General features: G+C 64.0%; 17 protein-coding genes, 1 tRNA gene and 1 pseudogene. 11 read left to right on the top strand and 8 right to left on the bottom strand.

Annotated features, from left to right (window positions below):
* Nucleotides 1-208 precede the first annotated feature (208 nt).
* Nucleotides 209-1,273 (top strand): 23S rRNA (cytidine(2498)-2'-O)-methyltransferase RlmM, encoded by a 1,065-nt coding sequence (gene rlmM / locus AC5O5I_RS19835; protein WP_172232018.1) that lies wholly within the window; start codon nucleotides 209-211, stop codon nucleotides 1,271-1,273.
* Between the two features lie 348 nt (nucleotides 1,274-1,621).
* Here rlmM and AC5O5I_RS19830 read toward each other — a convergent pair whose 3' ends face one another.
* Nucleotides 1,622-1,777 carry a hypothetical protein gene (locus AC5O5I_RS19830; protein WP_494512797.1) on the bottom strand — a complete coding sequence of 52 codons (156 nt, stop codon included), beginning with the start codon at nucleotides 1,775-1,777 and terminating at the stop codon, nucleotides 1,622-1,624.
* A gap of 363 nt (nucleotides 1,778-2,140) precedes the next feature.
* Here AC5O5I_RS19830 and tusA point away from each other — a divergent pair, with 363 nt between their 5' ends.
* Together tusA and pdxB are read left to right on the top strand one after the other, a co-directional pair.
* Nucleotides 2,141-2,383, top strand: coding sequence for a sulfurtransferase TusA (gene tusA, locus AC5O5I_RS19825; protein WP_027596647.1), 243 nt, complete (start codon nucleotides 2,141-2,143; stop codon nucleotides 2,381-2,383).
* Nucleotides 2,384-2,443: 60 nt separating this feature from the next.
* A complete protein-coding gene (pdxB, locus tag AC5O5I_RS19820) occupies nucleotides 2,444-3,586 on the top strand; it encodes a 4-phosphoerythronate dehydrogenase PdxB (RefSeq protein ID WP_172224900.1) in 1,143 nt (380 codons plus the stop codon).
* A gap of 176 nt (nucleotides 3,587-3,762) precedes the next feature.
* Here the strand turns inward: pdxB and AC5O5I_RS19815 are convergent, their stop codons facing one another.
* Entirely contained in the window at nucleotides 3,763-3,936 is a 174-nt protein-coding gene (locus AC5O5I_RS19815; RefSeq protein WP_172224903.1) for a PA1571 family protein, read from the bottom strand.
* Nucleotides 3,937-4,145: 209 nt separating this feature from the next.
* Here AC5O5I_RS19815 and AC5O5I_RS19810 point away from each other — a divergent pair, with 209 nt between their 5' ends.
* The 3 genes and pseudogenes from AC5O5I_RS19810 to AC5O5I_RS19800 all read left to right on the top strand — a co-directional run bounded on the left by AC5O5I_RS19810 (nucleotide 4,146) and on the right by AC5O5I_RS19800 (nucleotide 7,668).
* Complete coding sequence (locus AC5O5I_RS19810) at nucleotides 4,146-5,909, top strand: ABC transporter transmembrane domain-containing protein (protein WP_172224906.1); 1,764 nt, start codon at nucleotides 4,146-4,148, stop codon at nucleotides 5,907-5,909.
* A 142-nt stretch (nucleotides 5,910-6,051) separates the two neighbouring features.
* Nucleotides 6,052-6,735: pseudogene (locus AC5O5I_RS19805) on the top strand (methyl-accepting chemotaxis protein); the annotation flags it as partial.
* A 165-nt stretch (nucleotides 6,736-6,900) separates the two neighbouring features.
* Nucleotides 6,901-7,668 (top strand): methyl-accepting chemotaxis protein, encoded by a 768-nt coding sequence (locus AC5O5I_RS19800; protein ID WP_391132624.1) that lies wholly within the window; start codon nucleotides 6,901-6,903, stop codon nucleotides 7,666-7,668.
* A 46-nt stretch (nucleotides 7,669-7,714) separates the two neighbouring features.
* On the opposite strand, the gene AC5O5I_RS19795 is transcribed toward AC5O5I_RS19800, so the two are convergent.
* Nucleotides 7,715-7,791 (bottom strand) — tRNA-Pro (locus tag AC5O5I_RS19795).
* 81 nt (nucleotides 7,792-7,872) lie between these two features.
* On the bottom strand, nucleotides 7,873-8,094 hold the full coding sequence (locus AC5O5I_RS19790; RefSeq protein WP_172224912.1) for a YgdI/YgdR family lipoprotein: 222 nt from the start codon (nucleotides 8,092-8,094) through the stop codon (nucleotides 7,873-7,875).
* Nucleotides 8,095-8,279: 185 nt separating this feature from the next.
* Here AC5O5I_RS19790 and moaB point away from each other — a divergent pair, with 185 nt between their 5' ends.
* Nucleotides 8,280-8,819 carry a molybdenum cofactor biosynthesis protein B gene (moaB, locus tag AC5O5I_RS19785; protein WP_494511415.1) on the top strand — a complete coding sequence of 180 codons (540 nt, stop codon included), beginning with the start codon at nucleotides 8,280-8,282 and terminating at the stop codon, nucleotides 8,817-8,819.
* Entirely contained in the window at nucleotides 8,803-10,029 is a 1,227-nt protein-coding gene (locus tag AC5O5I_RS19780) for a molybdopterin molybdotransferase MoeA (protein ID WP_172224918.1), read from the top strand. Before moaB ends, AC5O5I_RS19780 begins: the two co-directional genes overlap by 17 nt.
* On the opposite strand, the gene AC5O5I_RS19775 is transcribed toward AC5O5I_RS19780, so the two are convergent.
* On the bottom strand, nucleotides 10,018-11,265 hold the full coding sequence (locus AC5O5I_RS19775; protein WP_494511414.1) for a glycosyltransferase family 4 protein: 1,248 nt from the start codon (nucleotides 11,263-11,265) through the stop codon (nucleotides 10,018-10,020). The two genes, AC5O5I_RS19780 and AC5O5I_RS19775, sit on opposite strands and share 12 nt — an antisense overlap.
* Nucleotides 11,266-11,625: 360 nt before the next feature.
* Here AC5O5I_RS19775 and yegS point away from each other — a divergent pair, with 360 nt between their 5' ends.
* Nucleotides 11,626-12,513 carry a lipid kinase YegS gene (yegS, locus tag AC5O5I_RS19770; protein ID WP_494511413.1) on the top strand — a complete coding sequence of 296 codons (888 nt, stop codon included), beginning with the start codon at nucleotides 11,626-11,628 and terminating at the stop codon, nucleotides 12,511-12,513.
* Here the strand turns inward: yegS and AC5O5I_RS19765 are convergent.
* The 3 genes from AC5O5I_RS19765 to AC5O5I_RS19755 all read right to left on the bottom strand — a co-directional run bounded on the left by AC5O5I_RS19765 (nucleotide 12,497) and on the right by AC5O5I_RS19755 (nucleotide 14,928).
* Nucleotides 12,497-13,156 carry a response regulator gene (locus AC5O5I_RS19765; protein ID WP_172224927.1) on the bottom strand — a complete coding sequence of 220 codons (660 nt, stop codon included), beginning with the start codon at nucleotides 13,154-13,156 and terminating at the stop codon, nucleotides 12,497-12,499. The two genes, yegS and AC5O5I_RS19765, sit on opposite strands and share 17 nt — an antisense overlap.
* Nucleotides 13,146-14,042 (bottom strand): sensor histidine kinase, encoded by an 897-nt coding sequence (locus tag AC5O5I_RS19760; RefSeq protein ID WP_172224960.1) that lies wholly within the window; start codon nucleotides 14,040-14,042, stop codon nucleotides 13,146-13,148. Before AC5O5I_RS19760 ends, AC5O5I_RS19765 begins: the two co-directional genes overlap by 11 nt.
* 376 nt (nucleotides 14,043-14,418) lie before the next feature.
* Nucleotides 14,419-14,928: a histidine kinase gene (locus tag AC5O5I_RS19755; protein WP_494511412.1), complete on the bottom strand. Its 510-nt coding sequence runs from the start codon at nucleotides 14,926-14,928 to the stop codon at nucleotides 14,419-14,421.
* A 351-nt stretch (nucleotides 14,929-15,279) separates the two neighbouring features.
* Here AC5O5I_RS19755 and AC5O5I_RS19750 point away from each other — a divergent pair, with 351 nt between their 5' ends.
* Nucleotides 15,280-16,215 (top strand): chemotaxis protein CheV, encoded by a 936-nt coding sequence (locus AC5O5I_RS19750; RefSeq protein ID WP_494511411.1) that lies wholly within the window; start codon nucleotides 15,280-15,282, stop codon nucleotides 16,213-16,215.
* Nucleotides 16,216-16,271: 56 nt separating this feature from the next.
* A complete protein-coding gene (locus tag AC5O5I_RS19745; protein ID WP_172224935.1) occupies nucleotides 16,272-17,075 on the top strand; it encodes an MOSC domain-containing protein in 804 nt (267 codons plus the stop codon).
* Nucleotides 17,076-17,136: the final 61 nt, after the last annotated feature.

The raw sequence follows: 17,136 nt of genomic DNA, 5'->3' as shown, positions 1-17,136 counted from the left end.
GCCGGTGCCCGGCAATTACTCAGGGTTTGCCGGTAGCACCGTTGTGTATCGGTCCGCACGGCACGGACCTGGCTGAATGGTCAGGTTAGACCGGTTTATGGCCCCTGACCCTTTTCTGGACCGGCGGGGCGTGTCGCAGGTTCCGAACTTCCTTTATCATCGCCGCCCTGCCGGCGCCTGTTGCGCGCCCGCCGTAGTGGAGTGAGAGATGAATACCCTGTTCATGCATTGCCGGCCCGGTTTCGAGGGCGAGGTGTGCGCCGAAATCAGCGAACACGCCGCCCGCCTGGGTGTTGCTGGCTATGCCAAAGGCAAGCCGCAAAGCGCCAGTGCCGAGTTTGTCTGCAGCGAGGACGGCGGTGCCGAGCGCTTGATGGGGGAGTTGCGCTTCAACCAGCTGATTTTCCCGCGGCAGTGGGCCCGTGGTGGTTTTGTCGAGCTGCCGGAAACCGACCGCATCAGTGTGCTGCTGGCCCATTTGGCCGACATGCCGGTGTTCGGCAGCCTGTGGCTGGAGGTGCTGGACAGCAACGATGGCAAGGAACTGTCCACCTTTTGCCGCAAGTTCGAAGTGCCGCTGCGCAAGGCCATGGAAAAAGCCGGCCGCCTGGTCGACGACGCCAACCGGCCACGGCTGCTGCTGACCTTTATCAGCGGCCGGCGGGTATTTGCCGGTGTTGCCGCCGCCAACAACAGCGCGCTGTGGCCCATGGGCATTCCGCGCCTGAAGTTTCCCCGCGAGGCGCCCAGTCGTTCGACCCTCAAGCTGGAAGAGGCCTGGCACCAGTTCATCCCGCGCGAGCAGTGGGAGCAGCGTCTGGGCGATGACATGACCGGTGTCGACCTGGGTGCCTCGCCGGGTGGCTGGACGTACCAGCTGGTTCGCCGGGGGATGCTGGTGACGGCCATCGATAACGGGCCGATGGCCGAAAGCCTGATGGACACCGGGCTGGTCCAGCACCTGATGGCTGATGGGTTTACCTGGCAGCCGAAGCATCCGGTGGACTGGATGGTGTGCGACATTGTCGAGAAGCCGGCGCGCACTACCTCGCTGATCGAGACCTGGCTGGGGGAGGGGTTGTGTCGCGAGGCGGTGGTCAACCTGAAGCTGCCGATGAAGCAGCGTTATGCCGAAGTGCGGCGGTTGCTTGATCGCATGGAGGCGACGTTCAAGGCGCGCAAGATTCGGGTGTCGATTGCTTGCAAGCAGCTGTATCACGATCGGGAGGAAGTGACCTGTCACTTGCGCAGGCTTGATCTGAAGGCGCGCTGAGCGTGAGAGCTTGAAGCTTGAAGCTTGAAGTTTGAAGTTTGAAACTTATGCGCCGGTTTTGATGCAGCGAACAGTCCATTTGCGATGGCGACGCTTACTCACCTTTTCGCCCTTACGGCGAGTCACTTTTTTTCTTGGAAAAAAGTAACCAAAAACCGCTCGCTCCCATCATCCGGCCCCTACGCTGCGCTTCGGGGTCCCCTCACTCCGGCCTTGCTCCCGGGAGGACCGCGCTGCAGGCCCCATCCTGGGGCCCAGCGCTTGACGGGCATCCATGCCCGTCACCTCCCTCCGCAAGGCCTGCGTTCGGCCTCCTGAAGTCGCGAAGATCAAGATCAAGATCAAGATCTACAGCAACAGCAACAGCAACAGCAACAGCAACAGCAACAGCTTCTGCTCTTGCTTTGCTTCGGCTTTTGCTTCTAAGCGCGCGATAGTCCAGGCGACACAGGTTGCGACTTCAGGAGGCCGAGCGCAGGGCTTGCGGAGGGAGGTGACGGGCATGGATGCCCGTCAAGCGCTGGGCCCCAGGATGGGGCCTGCAGCGCGGTCCTCCCGGGAGCAAGCCCGGAGCGAGGGAACCCCGCAGCGCAGCGTAGGGGCCGGATGATGGGAGCGGGCGGTTTTGGTTACTTTTGCCAAGACAAAAGTGACCCGCCGTAAGGGCGGAAAGGTGACTCAGCGCCACCCTCGCTAACGAATGTCTACTTGATGTGAATGCCCATGGCTTGAACCTTGAACTTGAACTTGAACTTGAACTTGAACCTGAACCTGAACTTGAACCTGAACCTTGGAGCCAGGTTCGCAGCCGGTGCTTGGACGACGTCGCGCGATGCGCGACAATGACGATCATTTGCGGAGCCCCACATGACCGACTTCACCCCTGACGCCGTCCTCGACGCCACCGGCCTGAACTGCCCGGAACCTGTAATGATGCTGCACCAGCACGTACGTGACCTGGCCGCCGGTGGCCTGCTCAAGGTCATCGCCACCGACCCGTCGACCCGCCGCGACATCCCCAAATTCTGCAACTTCCTCGGCCACGAACTGCTTCAGCAGCAAGAAGACGCCGGCACATTCCTGTACTGGATCCGCAAGAAAGCCGACTGAAACGCTCTGGAACACGCCCCACGTTGCGCCTACACTGCGTTCCCCAGACAGGAGAGCGCCATGCTGATAGTTGCCGACGAGAACATCCCGCTGCTCGATGCCTTCTTCCAGGGTTTCGGTGAAATACGCCGCTACCCCGGCCGAAGCCTCGATGCCGCCAGCGTAAAGGATGCCGACATCCTGCTGGTGCGGTCAGTAACCAAAGTCGACCGTCAGTTGCTCGAAGGCAGCCGGGTACGCTTTGTAGGCACCTGCACCATCGGCACCGATCACCTGGACCTGGACTACTTTGCCGAAGCCGGCATCCGCTGGAGCAGCGCGCCGGGCTGCAATGCCCGCGGCGTCGTCGATTACGTGCTGGGCAGCCTGCTGACCCTGGCCGAACTGGATGGCGTGGCACTGCCCGAGCGCACCTACGGCGTGGTCGGCGCCGGTGAAGTCGGCGGTCGCCTGGTGCGCGTGCTGCACGGGCTGGGCTGGAACGTGATGGTGTGCGACCCGCTGCGCCAGGCCGCCGAAGGTGGCGATTACGTCAGCCTCGAAACCATCCTTCAACGATGCGATGTGATCAGCCTGCATACTCCGTTGCAGCACGCTGGCGAGCACCCGACCTGGCACTTGCTGGGCCAGGCGCAACTGGCCCAGCTTCGTCCGGGTGCCTGGCTGGTAAACGCCAGCCGCGGTCCGGTGGTGGACAACGCCGCCCTGCGCGAACTGCTACTGGACCGTGAGGACGTGCATGCGGTGCTGGATGTGTGGGAGGGCGAACCGCAGGTCGACCTGCAACTGGCCGACCTGTGCACCCTGGCTTCGCCACACATCGCCGGTTACAGCCTCGACGGCCGCCAGCGTGGCACGGCGCAGATCTACCAGGCGCTGTGCCGCTTCCTGGGGGTGGACGAGCAAGTGCAGCTGGCTGATCTGCTACCCCGGCCGTCGCTCGCGCAGATCGAGCTGGATGCCAGCACAGACCTGGCCTGGGCGCTGGCGACACTGTGCCGCGCGGTGTACGACCCACGTCGGGACGATGCTGATTTCCGTCGCAGCCTCAGCGACGACCCGCAGCAACAGCGGGCGGCGTTTGACCAGTTGCGCAAGCAGTATCCGCCCCGGCGCGAGATCGAGGGGTTGGCGGTGCGCTTGCGTGGGGAGTCACCACAGCTTGCGCAGCTGGTCAGCGCTTTGGGTGGCGTGCTGGTCTGACAGAGTATTGCAAGCTCTACCGGCCTCTTCGCGGGTGAACCCGCTCCCACAGCAACCTGACCTGGCTCAGGTCCTGTGGAATCCCTGTGGGAGCGGGTTCACCCGCGAAGAGGCCGGCACAGTATTCAGGCAAATAAAAACCCGGCGCGAAGGCCGGGTTGCAATAAATTCGCCGATCAACCTTTGCGCACGCGCTCGCGCCGGCTTTTTTCCAGGTCCTCGCAGGCCTGCTGGATCATCTGCTCGGTGATTGGCACTTCGCGCCCCTGGCCGTCGATGATCGAACCGCACACCTGCGGTTGCGGGGTGGTCCGGGGCTTCTGGTTGTCGCTGTTGTGCTGCAAGCTCATGCATTGTCTCCTCATCAGGTACAAGCTCAAGGTAACCTTGCGCCGTGACTGGCCTGTGACAGCGGCCGCATCCCGGCACAACCAGTCCAACAGAAACCAGGATAAACCTCCATAGCCAGGTTAGATCGATCGGTTATAGCAACCTGCACCCGTTCCCACGGCCTGGATGAGTGGTAGTCTGCGGCTTCCCCGCCATTGTGGTTGCAGTCATGCCCGAATCGGTTTCCCCGCGCCAACGCCGGGCCTTGCGCCTGGCCTGGCAGTTCGTTCGCCCTTATCGCCGCCAGGTGCTGCTGGCCTTGCTGGCGCTGGTGGTCACTGCCGGCATTACCCTGTCGATGGGCCAAGGCATACGCCTGCTGGTGGACCAGGGGTTCATGACCCGCTCCGCGCACCAGCTCAACCAGACCATCGGGTTGTTCCTGCTGCTGGTGCTGGCTTTGGCTGTGGGCACGTTCAGCCGTTTCTACCTGGTATCGTGGATTGGCGAGCGTTGCGTGGCCGATATTCGCCGTGCCGTGTTCGACCACCTGATCGGCCTGCACCCGGGGTTTTTCGAAGACAACCGCAGCTCCGAAATCCAGTCGCGGCTGACCGCCGACACCACCTTGCTGCAATCGGTGATCGGCTCATCGTTGTCGATGTTCCTGCGCAACGCGCTGATGGTCATCGGCGGTGTGGTGCTGCTGTTCATCACTAACCCCAAGCTCACCAGTATCGTGGTGGTGGCCTTGCCGCTGGTGCTGGCGCCGATCCTGCTGTTTGGCCGCCGGGTACGCAGCCTGTCGCGGCAAAGCCAGGACCGGGTGGCGGATGTGGGCAGCTACGTGGCCGAAACCCTGGGGCAGATCAAGACCGTGCAGGCCTACAACCACCAGGGGTTGGACCGCCAGTTGTTCGCAGGCACGGTCGAGGCGGCGTTTGCCGTGGCCCGGCAGCGCATTGCCCAGCGTGCCTGGTTGATCACCCTGGTCATCGTACTGGTGCTGGGGGCGGTCGGGGTGATGTTGTGGGTAGGTGGCATGGACGTCATCGCCGGGCGCATATCCGCCGGCGAGCTGGCGGCATTCGTGTTCTACAGCCTTATCGTGGGCAGCGCTTTCGGCACGCTCAGCGAAGTGATCGGCGAGTTGCAACGTGCAGCGGGGGCTGCCGAACGCATCGCCGAACTGCTGGCTGCGCGTAGCGCAATCCTGCCCCCGACCACGGCGCTGACACTGCCGCAGCAGCGCGCCAGCGGGCGCATCGAGCTGCAGGAGTTGGTGTTTGCCTACCCTTCACGGCCATCGGTGGCGGCTATCGATGGCCTCAGCCTGGCCATCGAGCCTGGGCAGACCGTGGCCCTGGTAGGCCCGTCGGGGGCAGGCAAGTCGACCCTGTTCGATTTGCTGCTGCGCTTTTACGACCCCCAGCAAGGGCGCATCCTGCTCGATGGCCAGGCGATCACCGCGCTCGACCCCGACCAGTTGCGCCGGCAGTTCGCCCTGGTGGCGCAAAACCCCTCACTGTTTCGTGGCACGGTCGAGGCCAATATTCGCTACGGCCGGCCCGACGCGACCATGGCCGAGGTCGAAGCCGCGGCCAAGGGCGCCCATGCCGATGAATTCATCCGCCAGCTGCCGCAGGGCTACCAGACGCCACTGGGCGAGGGCGGCATCGGCTTGTCGGGTGGGCAGCGGCAACGCCTGGCGATTGCCAGGGCGCTGTTGGTCGACGCGCCGATCCTGTTGCTGGACGAAGCCACCAGTGCCCTCGATGCGCAGAGCGAACACCTGATCCAGCAGGCGCTGCCCAGCCTGATGGCCGGGCGCACCACCCTTGTGATCGCGCATCGACTGGCTACGGTGCAGCATGCCGAGCGTATTGCGGTCATCGACAAGGGCCGGCTGGTGGCAGTGGGCACTCATCGCCAGTTGATCGAGGAAAGCCCGCTTTATGCGCGGTTGGCCGCTTTGCAGTTCACTTCGGGGTAGGCTGTCGTTGCTCTGTAATATTTCTGTAGTAATTGCCTGAGAGTATTCAACTCAACTGTTGCGTAAGTGCTCGACCTGGCTGCCATTGCTTGATGGCAGCTTTTTTTTGGCCCGCTTTCTCCCCCTGGTTCCGAGACCCTCGATGTTGCGTAAATCCCTCAGAGTGCAAATTCTCTCGCTGCTCGGTGGCAGCCTGGTCGCGATGCTGCTGATCGCCCTGGTGTGCTTCCAGTTCCTGTCGTCGAGCGTGCGCAGTTATGCCGAACTGGTCGACGGGCCCCTGCGTGCCTCGCAATTGATCGACGAGGCCAACCTGCAGTTCAAGATCCAGGTGCAGGAATGGAAGAACGTGCTGTTGCGCGGGCGCCAGCCGGCTGACATGGACAAGTACTGGCAGCAGTTCCAGGCCCGCGAACAGCAGGTGCAACAACTGCTCGGGCAACTGATCGACAGCAGCGATGCGCGGCTCAAGGCGCCGCTGCAGCAGCTGCGCGAGACCCATCGCCAGCTGGGCCAGGCCTACGCGCAAGGCCGGCAGGCGTTTCTCGCTGCGGGGGGCGACCCGGTAGCGGGCGACCAGGCGGTGAAGGGGGTTGACCGCGCCGCCAGCGAGCAGATGAGCGAGCTGGTCGAGCAACTGCGGGCGGACGCGAGCCAGCGTGCGGCCCGCATCAATGCCAGCGCCGACCGCACCGTATGGCTGGGCCTGCTGGTGATGCTGGCCTCGGCGGTACTGGTGGGGCTGCTCAGCCTGTGGCTGGTGAACCGCAGCCTGATCGAGCCGATTCGCCAGTTGATCGAGTATGTCGCGCAGCTTAGCCAGGGCCGTTTCGCCGCCCGTGTCGACAGCCGCCGCGAGGACGAACTGGGGCGCCTGGCGCGGGCGGCCAACACCCTGCGCGACTTCCTCGCCGACACCGTAGGCCGGCTGCAGGACAACGCCCAGGAACTGGAAGGCGCCAGCGGCCAGTTGCGCAGCATTGCCGGGGACATGGCCCGAGGTACCCACGACCAGTTCCAGCGTACCGACCAGGTGGCCACGGCCATGCACGAGATGTCCGCTACCGCCCAGGAAGTCGCCCGCCATGCCGCGGAAGCCGCCCGCGCGGCGGATGATGCCGACCACAGCGCCCAGGCGGGCGAACAGGTCATGCAGCAGACCATCGACATCATTGGCGTGGTCAACCGCGAAATCGCTGGCACGGCGGCGGTGATCCGCGACCTGGAACATGACAGCACGCGCATCGGCAAGGTGCTTGAAGTGATCCGCGGCATTGCCGAACAAACCAACCTGCTGGCACTCAATGCGGCCATCGAAGCGGCCCGCGCGGGGGAGGCCGGGCGTGGCTTTGCGGTCGTGGCCGACGAAGTACGCAGCCTGGCCCAGCGCACGGCGGCATCGATTGCCGAGATCCACCAGATCATCGAAGCGGTGCAGTCGGGGGCGGTGGAAGCGGTCAAGGCCATTGAAAGCGGCCAGCAGCGCAGTGAGGAAGGGGCCGAGCAGGTGCAGCAGGCCGGGCAGATGCTGCAGCGCATCACCCTGGCAGTGGAGGCGATCCGCGACATGAACCGGCAGATCGCCACGGCGGCCGAGGAACAGACCAGCGTGGCCGAGGACATCTCGCGCAACCTGATCGAAATCACCCGCATTGCCACAGCCAACCAGGAAGCGGTGCAGCACACCGAACAGGCAGGGCAGCGCCTGCATGGGCTGTCGGGGCAGCTGGGTGAGGTCACCTCGCGCCTGAGCGCCTGACCGGGCACTAAAAAGCCCGCGCAAGGCGGGCTTTTTGAGCAGGATCTGGTCGGAGAGACAGGATTCGAACCTGCGGCCTTCTCGTCCCGAACGAGACGCGCTACCTGGCTGCGCTACACTCCGATGGCGAAAATCCTACTGCATCCCGTTTTGGCCCGCAAGCCCTTGTCGTTCAACGGCCGCTGACCAAAACAGGCGACTTGATCAGAGCTCTTTGACGGTGCGGATCTGGTCCTTGTTCAGGCGCGTGCGCTTGCCGTCCAGTTGCTCGAATTCGTAGAAGCCAGAGTCTTCATCATAGGAGGGTTTGTCGGTTGCCTGGATTTCGCGGCCATCATTGAGGGTGATGACGCTTGGGGTCGAGCAGCCGGCGAGGGCGCCCAGGCCCAGGGCGAGCAGGAAAGCGGGGAGGGTCCGTTTGATCATCGTGTTTCTCCAGTGCGATGGTGCCAGATGACAGTTATGACGCAACACGTTGGTGCAAGTTCCTTTTCAGTGCAGCATAGCGACAAATCCGTCCCGTTGATCCAGGGCAAGGCAGCTGGTCGCCACGCTGGGAAAGGTGCGCTGTGATATAACTGCGGCCATCCCATCTTCTTGTGACGGACCCCATGAAAGCCAAGGCAGATACCCCTTTCGTGCCGCTGCACATCGCCGTGCTGACGGTCAGTGACACCCGCACCTTCGACACCGACACCTCCGGCCAGCTGTTCGTCGACCGCCTGAGCGCAGCCGGCCATCGCCTGGCCGAGCGCGTGCTGCTGAAGGACGACCTGTACAAGATCCGCGCCCAGGTCGCCACCTGGATCGCCGATGACAACGTGCAAGTGGTGCTGATCACCGGCGGCACCGGTTTCACCGGCCGCGACAGCACGCCCGAAGCCGTGGCCTGCCTGCTGGACAAGCAGGTGGACGGTTTTGGCGAGCTGTTCCGGCAGATTTCCGTAGCGGACATTGGCACCTCCACCGTGCAGTCGCGCGCGCTGGCCGGGCTGGCCAACGGCACCCTGGTGTGCTGCCTGCCGGGGTCTACCAACGCCGTGCGCACCGGCTGGGACGGTATCCTCGCCGAGCAGCTCGACGTCCGTCATCGCCCGTGCAACTTCGTGCCGCACCTGAAGCAGGCAGCGGCCTGTGACAGCCGTGGCTGAGGCTAACCAGGCCCGGCCGCTGATGCCGGTGGAACAGGCCCTGGAGCAGCTGCTGGCGTTAGCCGAGGCGGCACCGATCGGCGAGACCGAGAACCTGCCGCTGGCCGAGGCCGAAGGCCGTGTGCTGGCCACCGACCTGGTGGCCTCGCTCGATCTGCCGCCCTGGCCGAACAGTGCCATGGACGGTTATGCCCTGCGCCTGGCCGATTGGCAGGGCCAGGCGTTGCCGGTCAGCCAGCGGATTTTCGCCGGCCATGCACCGCAGCCTCTGCAACCGGGCACCTGTGCGCGCATCTTTACCGGGGCGCCAGTACCGGAAGGTGCCGACTGTGTCGAGATGCAGGAAAACACCGAGGTGCTTGAAGACGGCCGGGTGCGCTTTCTGGAGCCGTTGCAAGCCCAGCAGAACATTCGCCCTCAGGGCCAGGAAACCCGTAAAGGCGAGCAGGTGATGAGCGCCGGGACCCGGCTGGGGCCGATCGAGCTTGGTCTGGCTGCCACATTGGGCCATGGCCGCCTGGACGTGGTCCGCAAAGTGCGCGTGGCGGTGCTCTCCACCGGTGACGAACTGGTCGAACCCGGCCTGCCGCTGGGGCCTGGGCAAATCTACAACAGCAACCGTCGGCTGTTGGTCAGCTGGTTGCAGAGGCTGGGCTGTGAGGTAGTCGATGCCGGCATCCTGCCGGATGACCTGGCTCTTACCCGTGCCTGCCTGGCCGGGCTGGGCGGGGTCGACCTGATCCTGTCTACCGGCGGGGTCTCGGTGGGCGAGGCCGACTACCTGGGTGCGGCCCTGCGCGAAGCCGGCGAGCTGGCCTTGTGGAAGCTGGCGATAAAACCGGGCAAACCGCTGACCTTCGGGCACTTCCGGGGCGTGCCGGTGATCGGGCTGCCTGGCAATCCGGCCTCGACCCTGGTCACGTTCGGCCTGCTGACCCGTCCCTATCTGCTGCGGCGCCAGGGTGTGGTGGATGTCACGCCGCTGCGTTTCGACATGCCGGCAGGCTTCGACTGGCCCAAGGCGGGAACACGTCGCGAGTACTTGCGGGCGCGCATCGAGCAGGGCCAGGTGCGCATCTACAAGAACCAGAGTTCGGGAGTGCTGCGCAGCGCGGCGTGGGCCGAAGGGCTGGTGGAGGTGCGCGAAGGCAGCACGCCGAAGCAGGGCGACAGTGTGCCGTTCATCCCGTTCAGCGAGCTACTTGGCTGAGCGCTCCAGCCACGCACTGGCCAGCGGCGCGGTCTGGGCCGATGCCGCCTGGGTCAGGCGCATGTGCACGTTCTCCAGTTGCTGCGCGGCCACGCTCCAGTCGTGGCGCTGGCGGGCGAACAGGCGCCCGGCATCGCTCAACTGGCTCATGCGCCAGGGCTGATTGAGCAACTGGGTGATCAGCAGCGCCAGCTGGTCGCTGTCATCACTGCCCAGGTAGTGCTCGCCGTTGTTGGCCGATAGGCCCGAGACGCCTTTGCCGGTAGTGATCACCGGCAGCCCGGCGGCCATCGCTTCGAGGATTTTCACCTTGGAGCCGCCGGCGTAACGCAGCGGCGCAAAGAACAGCGCCGAACGCCGCTGCAGTTCACGCAGGTCTGGGCGGTAGCCAAGCCATTCGATGCGTGGGTCGTTCCAGTGCAGTTTCCAGCTTGCCGGCATGGCATTCCCGGCGATCGCCAGGCGCACCGCCGGGTTGCTCATCCACACCTGCGGCATGATGTCTTCCAGAGCCCACTCGATGGCCTCCAGATTGGCGCCATACTCGAAGTTGCCGACAAACAGCAGGCGCTGGCTGTGCAGGGCGGGTTGCACGTGCTGGTAGAAATCACAGTCCACGCCATTGACCACCACGTTCACCGGGCGCCCGCTGATTTGCTCTATCAACTCTGCATCGTGGGCGCTGACCGCCACCAGTTCGGTGGGCTGGCGCAGCACCCGGTGTTCCCAGCGCCGGTAGCGCCAGCGGTCAAAGGCATTGAGCGGGCGCAACCACAGCGGCAGGCGGTCGTGGCTGGCACCGCCCATCACCGACTCCAGCGTGTGCTCGCTGAGCATGTAGGGCAGCCCGCGGGCCTGAAGGGCTTTTTCGAAGGGCTGGAAGCTGTAGCTGTGCTCGATCTGGATCACATCCCAGGGCTCGTCCAGCAACTGCTCGAAACGGTGTCGCAGACAAGGCGACAGGCCATTGATGATCGCGCGCATGGGGTAGTCGATGATGGGTGAGGCAAGCAGGTTGAGCGGGCTGTGCAGCGCACGGCGTGGCAGCACGATCAACCGTTCGACCAACGGCTCCAGGGCATCGCGGGCGGCATCGCTTAGGGGGATTTTCGACTGCACCAACAGGGTGATGCGGTGGCCGTGCTGTGCCAATGCACGTAGCAGGTGGTATTGCCGGGTCTTGCTGCCGCTGGTAGTGGGCCAGGGCAGGTATGGCAAGGTCCAGAGAATGCGCATGACGCGAAATCCTCGCTGAAGGCTGCGGATACGGGGCGCGTCCATGGCACTAGAGGGTATTTGCTGAGCATAGACGGGCATTCCGAAGCGTGGGAAAAATGACCGCCCGGCGCGATCAATTGCCTTGCTCGGAGCGGCTTGATGCCAGCCAGTCAAGCAATTGGTGCCGCTTTGCGGCCCATCGCCGGCAAGCCAGGTTCCCACAAGTACGGCGCATGGCTTGCCGGCGAGGGGCTGTGCAGCAGCCCCATTAGCCCCTGACTGGCAGCAGGGCCTGGCCTGTTTTTTTCAGGTGGCATGCAACGATCGATAGGCAGCAGTGGTCGAGATCAGGGTTGGCCAACTTACGGAGACGCGCACATGCAAGGGCGCAAGGCAATGCTGATCCTGCACGGCAAACAGGCAATGAACGAAGAACTGCGCAGTGCCGTGCACGACCTGCGCGATAGCGGCTGGGCGCTGGATGTGCGGGTCACCTGGGAGGCGGGTGACGCCCAGCGCCTGGTCGCTGAAGCGCTGGCGGCGGATTACACGCACATTGTCGCCGGTGGCGGGGACGGCACATTGCGTGATGTGGCCGAGGCCATGGGGCTGGCGGGGACCGAGGCCAGCCTGGCGCTGTTGCCGCTGGGTACCGCGAACGATTTCGCCAAAGCCGCCGGCATCCCCCTGGAGCCCGCCACGGCACTGGCCCTGCTGAACGTTCCGGCACAGCCAATCGACCTGGGCCAGGCCGGCGACCAGTTGTTCCTCAACATGGCCACGGGGGGCTTTGGCAGCCAGGTAACGGCCAATACTTCCGAAGACTTGAAAAAGGTACTGGGCGCCGCCGCTTACCTGTTCACCGGGCTGTCGCGCTTCAGCGAGCTGCAGGCAGCTTCGGTGGAGCTCCAAGGGCCGGACTTTCACTGGCAAGGGGACTTGCTGGCGCTGGGCATCGGCAATGGCCGCCAGGCGGGAGGCGGCCAGGCGCTGTGCCCGGAGGCTGTGGTCAACGACGGCTTGCTCGACATCGCCATCCTGCCCGCGCCGCAAGAGGTGGTGGGTGCGCTACGCGACTTGCTGGTCGGTGATGGCCTGTTCGTGCGGGCCAGGTTGCCCTGGGTCGAGATCAAGAGCTCGCGGGGCCTGGACATCAACCTTGATGGCGAACCCTTGCAGGCCGACAACCTGCGCTTTCAGGCCAGGCCTGCTGCGCTGCGCCTGCACCTGCCGGCAGGGTCGCCCTTGCTCAGTCGTCCAGGCTGATGATTTTCTCGCGCACGGCGAACAGCACCAGGCCCGCCACGTCATGAATCTGCAGGCGCTTCATGATCTGCGAGCGGTGGGTTTCCACCGTCTTGATCGAAAGGCCAAGCCCGGCGGCGATTTCCCGGGTGGATTTGCCGCGCACGATCAGGCGCAGGATTTCAAGCTGGCGGGCGGTGAGGTTGTGCCGCTCGCCACCGCCTTGCTTGCCCGGCTTGGTGTGCCGTAGCGCCTGGTTGATGACGGTATGGGCGATGGCCGGGCTGAGGTAGCGCTCGCCGTTGCGCACCGCTCCCAGGGCCTGCTCAAGCTCGGCGGCGCTGGTGTCCTTGAGCAAGTAACCATGCGCGCCGCTTTCCAGCGCACGCATGATCAGGTCTGGATCGGTGTGCATCGACAGGATCAGTACCTTGCAGGTACTGCCGCTGGCACGCAGCTGGGTGAGTGCGTCCAGGCCGCTGGTCGAACGCATGGAGATGTCCAGCAAGGCGATGTCCGGCGCCAACGTGCGCACCTGCTCAAGCAGCTGGTTGCCGTCGTCGGCTTCGCCGATCACGTCATAGCCGGGGATGTCGCAGACCAGCGCGCGGACCCCGGCACGAATCAGCGAATGGTCGTCCACCAGCAGCAATCTACAGGTCATGTGCAGCAGTACTCCTGGCGCGTTGCTGGGTGCGCGCAGCCCACGGGAACACCGCCTCGATCCGCGTCCCCGCGCCAAGGTGGCTGGTGATGTCGAGGCGGCCCTGCAGCGCCGTGACCCGATCTTGCATGCCGGCCAGGCCACGCTGGCCGGCGTTGTCCGGATGCGGGCCGGGAACGAAACCACGGCCATCATCATGGATCGACAGCGCCAGCCCCTCGGCAGTGCGTTGCAAGCGGATGACCAGATTGTGGGCCTGGGCGTGGCGCAACATGTTGGTCACGGCTTCCTGGGTGATACGGAACACGGCCATGGCCACGTCCTCGTCGATACCGCCCAGGCGCTGATTGCACGCCAGGCTCCAATGCACGTCGCTGCTGGCCAGGGTGCGCACAAGGTGCGCGCGCAGGCCCGCTTCCAGGCCAAGGCTGGCCAGTTGCCGCGGGTTGAGCAGGGCAGACACGTCGCGCACGTTGCCCAAGGTGTCATCCAGGGTGTTGCGCAGTGCGTCGCAGTGGCCCTGCAGCTCATCCGGCATGCGCCGTTGCAGCCACTGCAATTGCAGCTTGGCGGCGGTGAGCAGCTGGCCGATGTCGTCGTGCAGTTCCCGGCTCAGGTGCTGCCGTTCGTCTTCCTGCACCTTCAGCATGCGCTCGGCCAGCTCTGCCGGGCGCAGGCTGATCGATCTCGCGCTCAGGCCCAGATGCACGGCCGCACACAGCGTGGCGGCCAGCTGCAGTATCACCAGGCTGGTCGGGATGACCTGGTCGGCCAGGTACAGCACCACGTTGGCGACCAGCGAGGCCACGCACAGCCCGACCGTCGTCCAGCGCAGCAGGGCAGCACGGGAGCAACAACGCAAAGAAGTTTTCAAGCGTGGGAACATAGTTGGGGAAGCCACTGAAGTAGTGCTGATGGAGGCCTTGCACAATGCTGGTCAGAGGCTTTGGCGCAGTACTTTCGACGTTTTTTCGAGCATGTGATCTTTCAACCTTTGTTCAGGTTGCAAGCGTCTGTAGGGGCGCATATTACCACTTCGCATTGCATCGGTCGCGGCTGGGTAATGCTTTGAAACGCCTGCTGGTCGGGGGTTGGCGGCTAGCAAAATGCCATCTCTTGATTGGCTGGCATGCACTTGCCATGTAACTTGCTCGGCAAGGCTTCAACTTGGCCCGTCCGAAGGCGGCCGAACTTGGATGAACTTTCCAAGTTCGACCAGGGTGGAGCTTGAATAAGCGTGCTTAGTTACACTTTGCGTCGGGTTAGTGTGTACGCGACGCGCGGCTCTGGTATGGGGGAGGCGCCGTGTCCGTATGGGGGTGGATGCACACGCTGCCTTGTTCGTCACAGGAGCCGCAGGCGGGTGCGAAGGGTTGTTGCACGACCTTGGCCAATTCGCTCAGCAGCACCAGCTGCTCGCCGATGTCCAGGTTGAGACGCCCGGTGCGGCGGTCGGCCAGCTCCAGCTGCCAGGCCAGCAAGGTCAGGCATGCCGCTGTCGCGGGCAGGGCTTCACGTTGCAGGTGGCCGCCATGACACACCGGGGCGAGCAATTGTTGCAAGGCGGTGGTGTAGTGAGCGACTTCACGCAGGCCCAGGCGCGTGGCCTTTCGGGCAAGGCTGTCGAGGGCGTTGCCCAGGCCGTGGCAAGCGTCCGGGTCGTTGTCGATCAGTTCCAGATGCTGCAGGCATTCCTGTGCCTGGGTCAGCAGTAGCTGGGCATCCAGCATGAAGCCCTGCAGGGCTTCATCGAACGATAAGGCAGTGTCCATCTTCAGGTCCCCGCGCGTGAGGTAGGCGCAGGGGGTGGGCACGCCAAAACGATAGCTAGCAAAAGCCTGACTCCATTCATGCAATGAGAATGGCGTCACATTAATGGCTAAAGGATATCGCGAACATCAGGTTACGCCCGATTGCCGCTAAGGGTTTCCCTGATGCGGGGCTAAGGCGGGGAACTTTTGCGACCCCTTCGATTTACCCTGGGACGCCCGCAGTAAAGCATGATGGTAAAGTGATATCAATTGTCTTTGGCGCATTTTCCGACAAGGGTCAAGGTGTGCGCGAAGCCGCCGATAACGCTTGAATGATTACACTTTTTTCGACTGAAGCCTGGGGGTTTTCCAATGGCCGGCATTCTCGACACGGTAGACCAACGTACACAATTGGTGGGTGAGAACCGCCTGGAAATTCTGATGTTCCGCCTGGCAGGCCGTCAGTTGTTCGCGATCAACGTGTTCAAGGTCCAGGAAGTGCTGCAGCTGCCCAAGCTGACCCTGATGCCTCAGCGTCATGCCTTCGTCTGTGGTGTGGTCAACCTGCGGGGGCAGACCTTGCCGGTGATCGACCTGTCCCAGGCGATCGGCATGCGCCCGCTGCAGCCGACGCCGGACAGCACCATCATCGTCACCGAATACAACCGCTCGGTGCAGGCGTTTCTGGTGGGGGGGGTCGACCGCATCGTCAACATGAACTGGGAATCGATCATGCCGCCGCCTTCCAGTGCCGGGCGCCAGCACTACCTGACCGCCATCACCAAGGTCGATGAGCAGCTGGTGGAGGTGATCGATGTGGAGAAAGTGCTGGCCGAGATCGTACCGTACAACGCCCGGGTGTCTGGCGAAAAGCTCGCCGACCCGGTGCTGGCCCGCGCCTGCGGCCGCGAGGTCCTGCTTGTGGACGACTCCAGCGTGGCCCTGGCGCAGTTGCGCGACACCTTGTCCCAGCTGGGCATGAAGCTGCACGTGGCCAGTGATGGCCTGAAGGCGCTGCGCATGCTCAAGGCCTGGGCCGATGCCGGTGAGGACGTGTGCCAGAAGCTGCTAATGGTGTTTACCGACGCTGAAATGCCGGAAATGGACGGTTACCGGCTTACCACCGAAATCCGCAGCGATGCCCGCCTGCGTCAGCTTTACGTGGTGCTGCACACCTCGCTCTCGGGCAGCTTCAACGAGTCGATGGTGAAGAAGGTGGGCTGCGACAACTTCCTGTCCAAGTTCCAGCCCGATCGCCTGGTCGATGTGGTCAAGCAACGCCTGCTGCTGGATGCCGCCACTGCGTGATCCTTGCCTCTGCCGGGTATAAGCTGGGTTTTTCGGCATGAAGCGAGGCGGCAGGGATGTTTCTCAGTGAGCTGTATCGATACCCGGTGAAGTCTGGCCAGGCGCAAAGCCTGCAAACCTCACCGGTGGGTGTGTTGGGTTTGCAGGGCGACCGGCGCTGGATGGTGGTGGAGGAAGATAACGGACGCTTCCTGACCCAGCGCGCCTGGCCGCAACTTGGCCAGCTGCAGGCGCGCGATGACGAAAACGGCCAGTTACTGCTACAGGCGCCCGGGCTGGACCCATTGAGGGTGCCTGTACCTGCTGCCGATGAGGCCCTGCGCGGGGTCACGCTCTGGCGCGACACCCTGCGCGTGCCGGACGCTGGCGATGCCGCGGCGGCCTGGCTGAGCGAGTTGCTGGGCAAGGCCGTGCGGCTGGTGCATTGCCCGGAGCAGCGGGCGCGTTACTTGCCAAATGGCTATGGCTTCAACAGTGACCGGGCGGCGTTTCCGGATGGCTTCCCGTTGCTGCTGATTGGCCAGGGTTCGCTGGAGGCGCTCAACCAGCGCATTGGCCGACCGATGGAGATGCTGCGTTTCCGGCCGAACATGGTGGTGCAGGGCGCTGAAGCGTTCGCCGAAGATGGCTGGAAGCGCATCCGCATCGGCAGCCTGGAGTTCCGAGTGCTCAAGCCCAGCGTGCGTTGTGTGTTCACCACAATCGACCCAACAACCGGGGAGCGCAGCGCTGACCGTGAACCAATGGCGACGCTGAAGACCTTCCGCGAGAAAGAGGGCGATGTGCTTTTCGGGCAGAACCTGGCGGTGGATGGCAGTGGCTGGCTTGAAGTAGGCATGCAGGTGGAAGTTCTGGAGTGAATGTGTTGCCTGTACTGGCCCTGTCGCCGGCAAGCCAGCTCCCACAGATTCGTCACAGGTT

The organism is Pseudomonas sp. 9_2_1 (assembly GCF_059295275.1).
The sequence above is the reverse complement of the archived record's forward strand: the minus strand, read 5'-3'. Positions and strand labels throughout refer to the sequence as shown.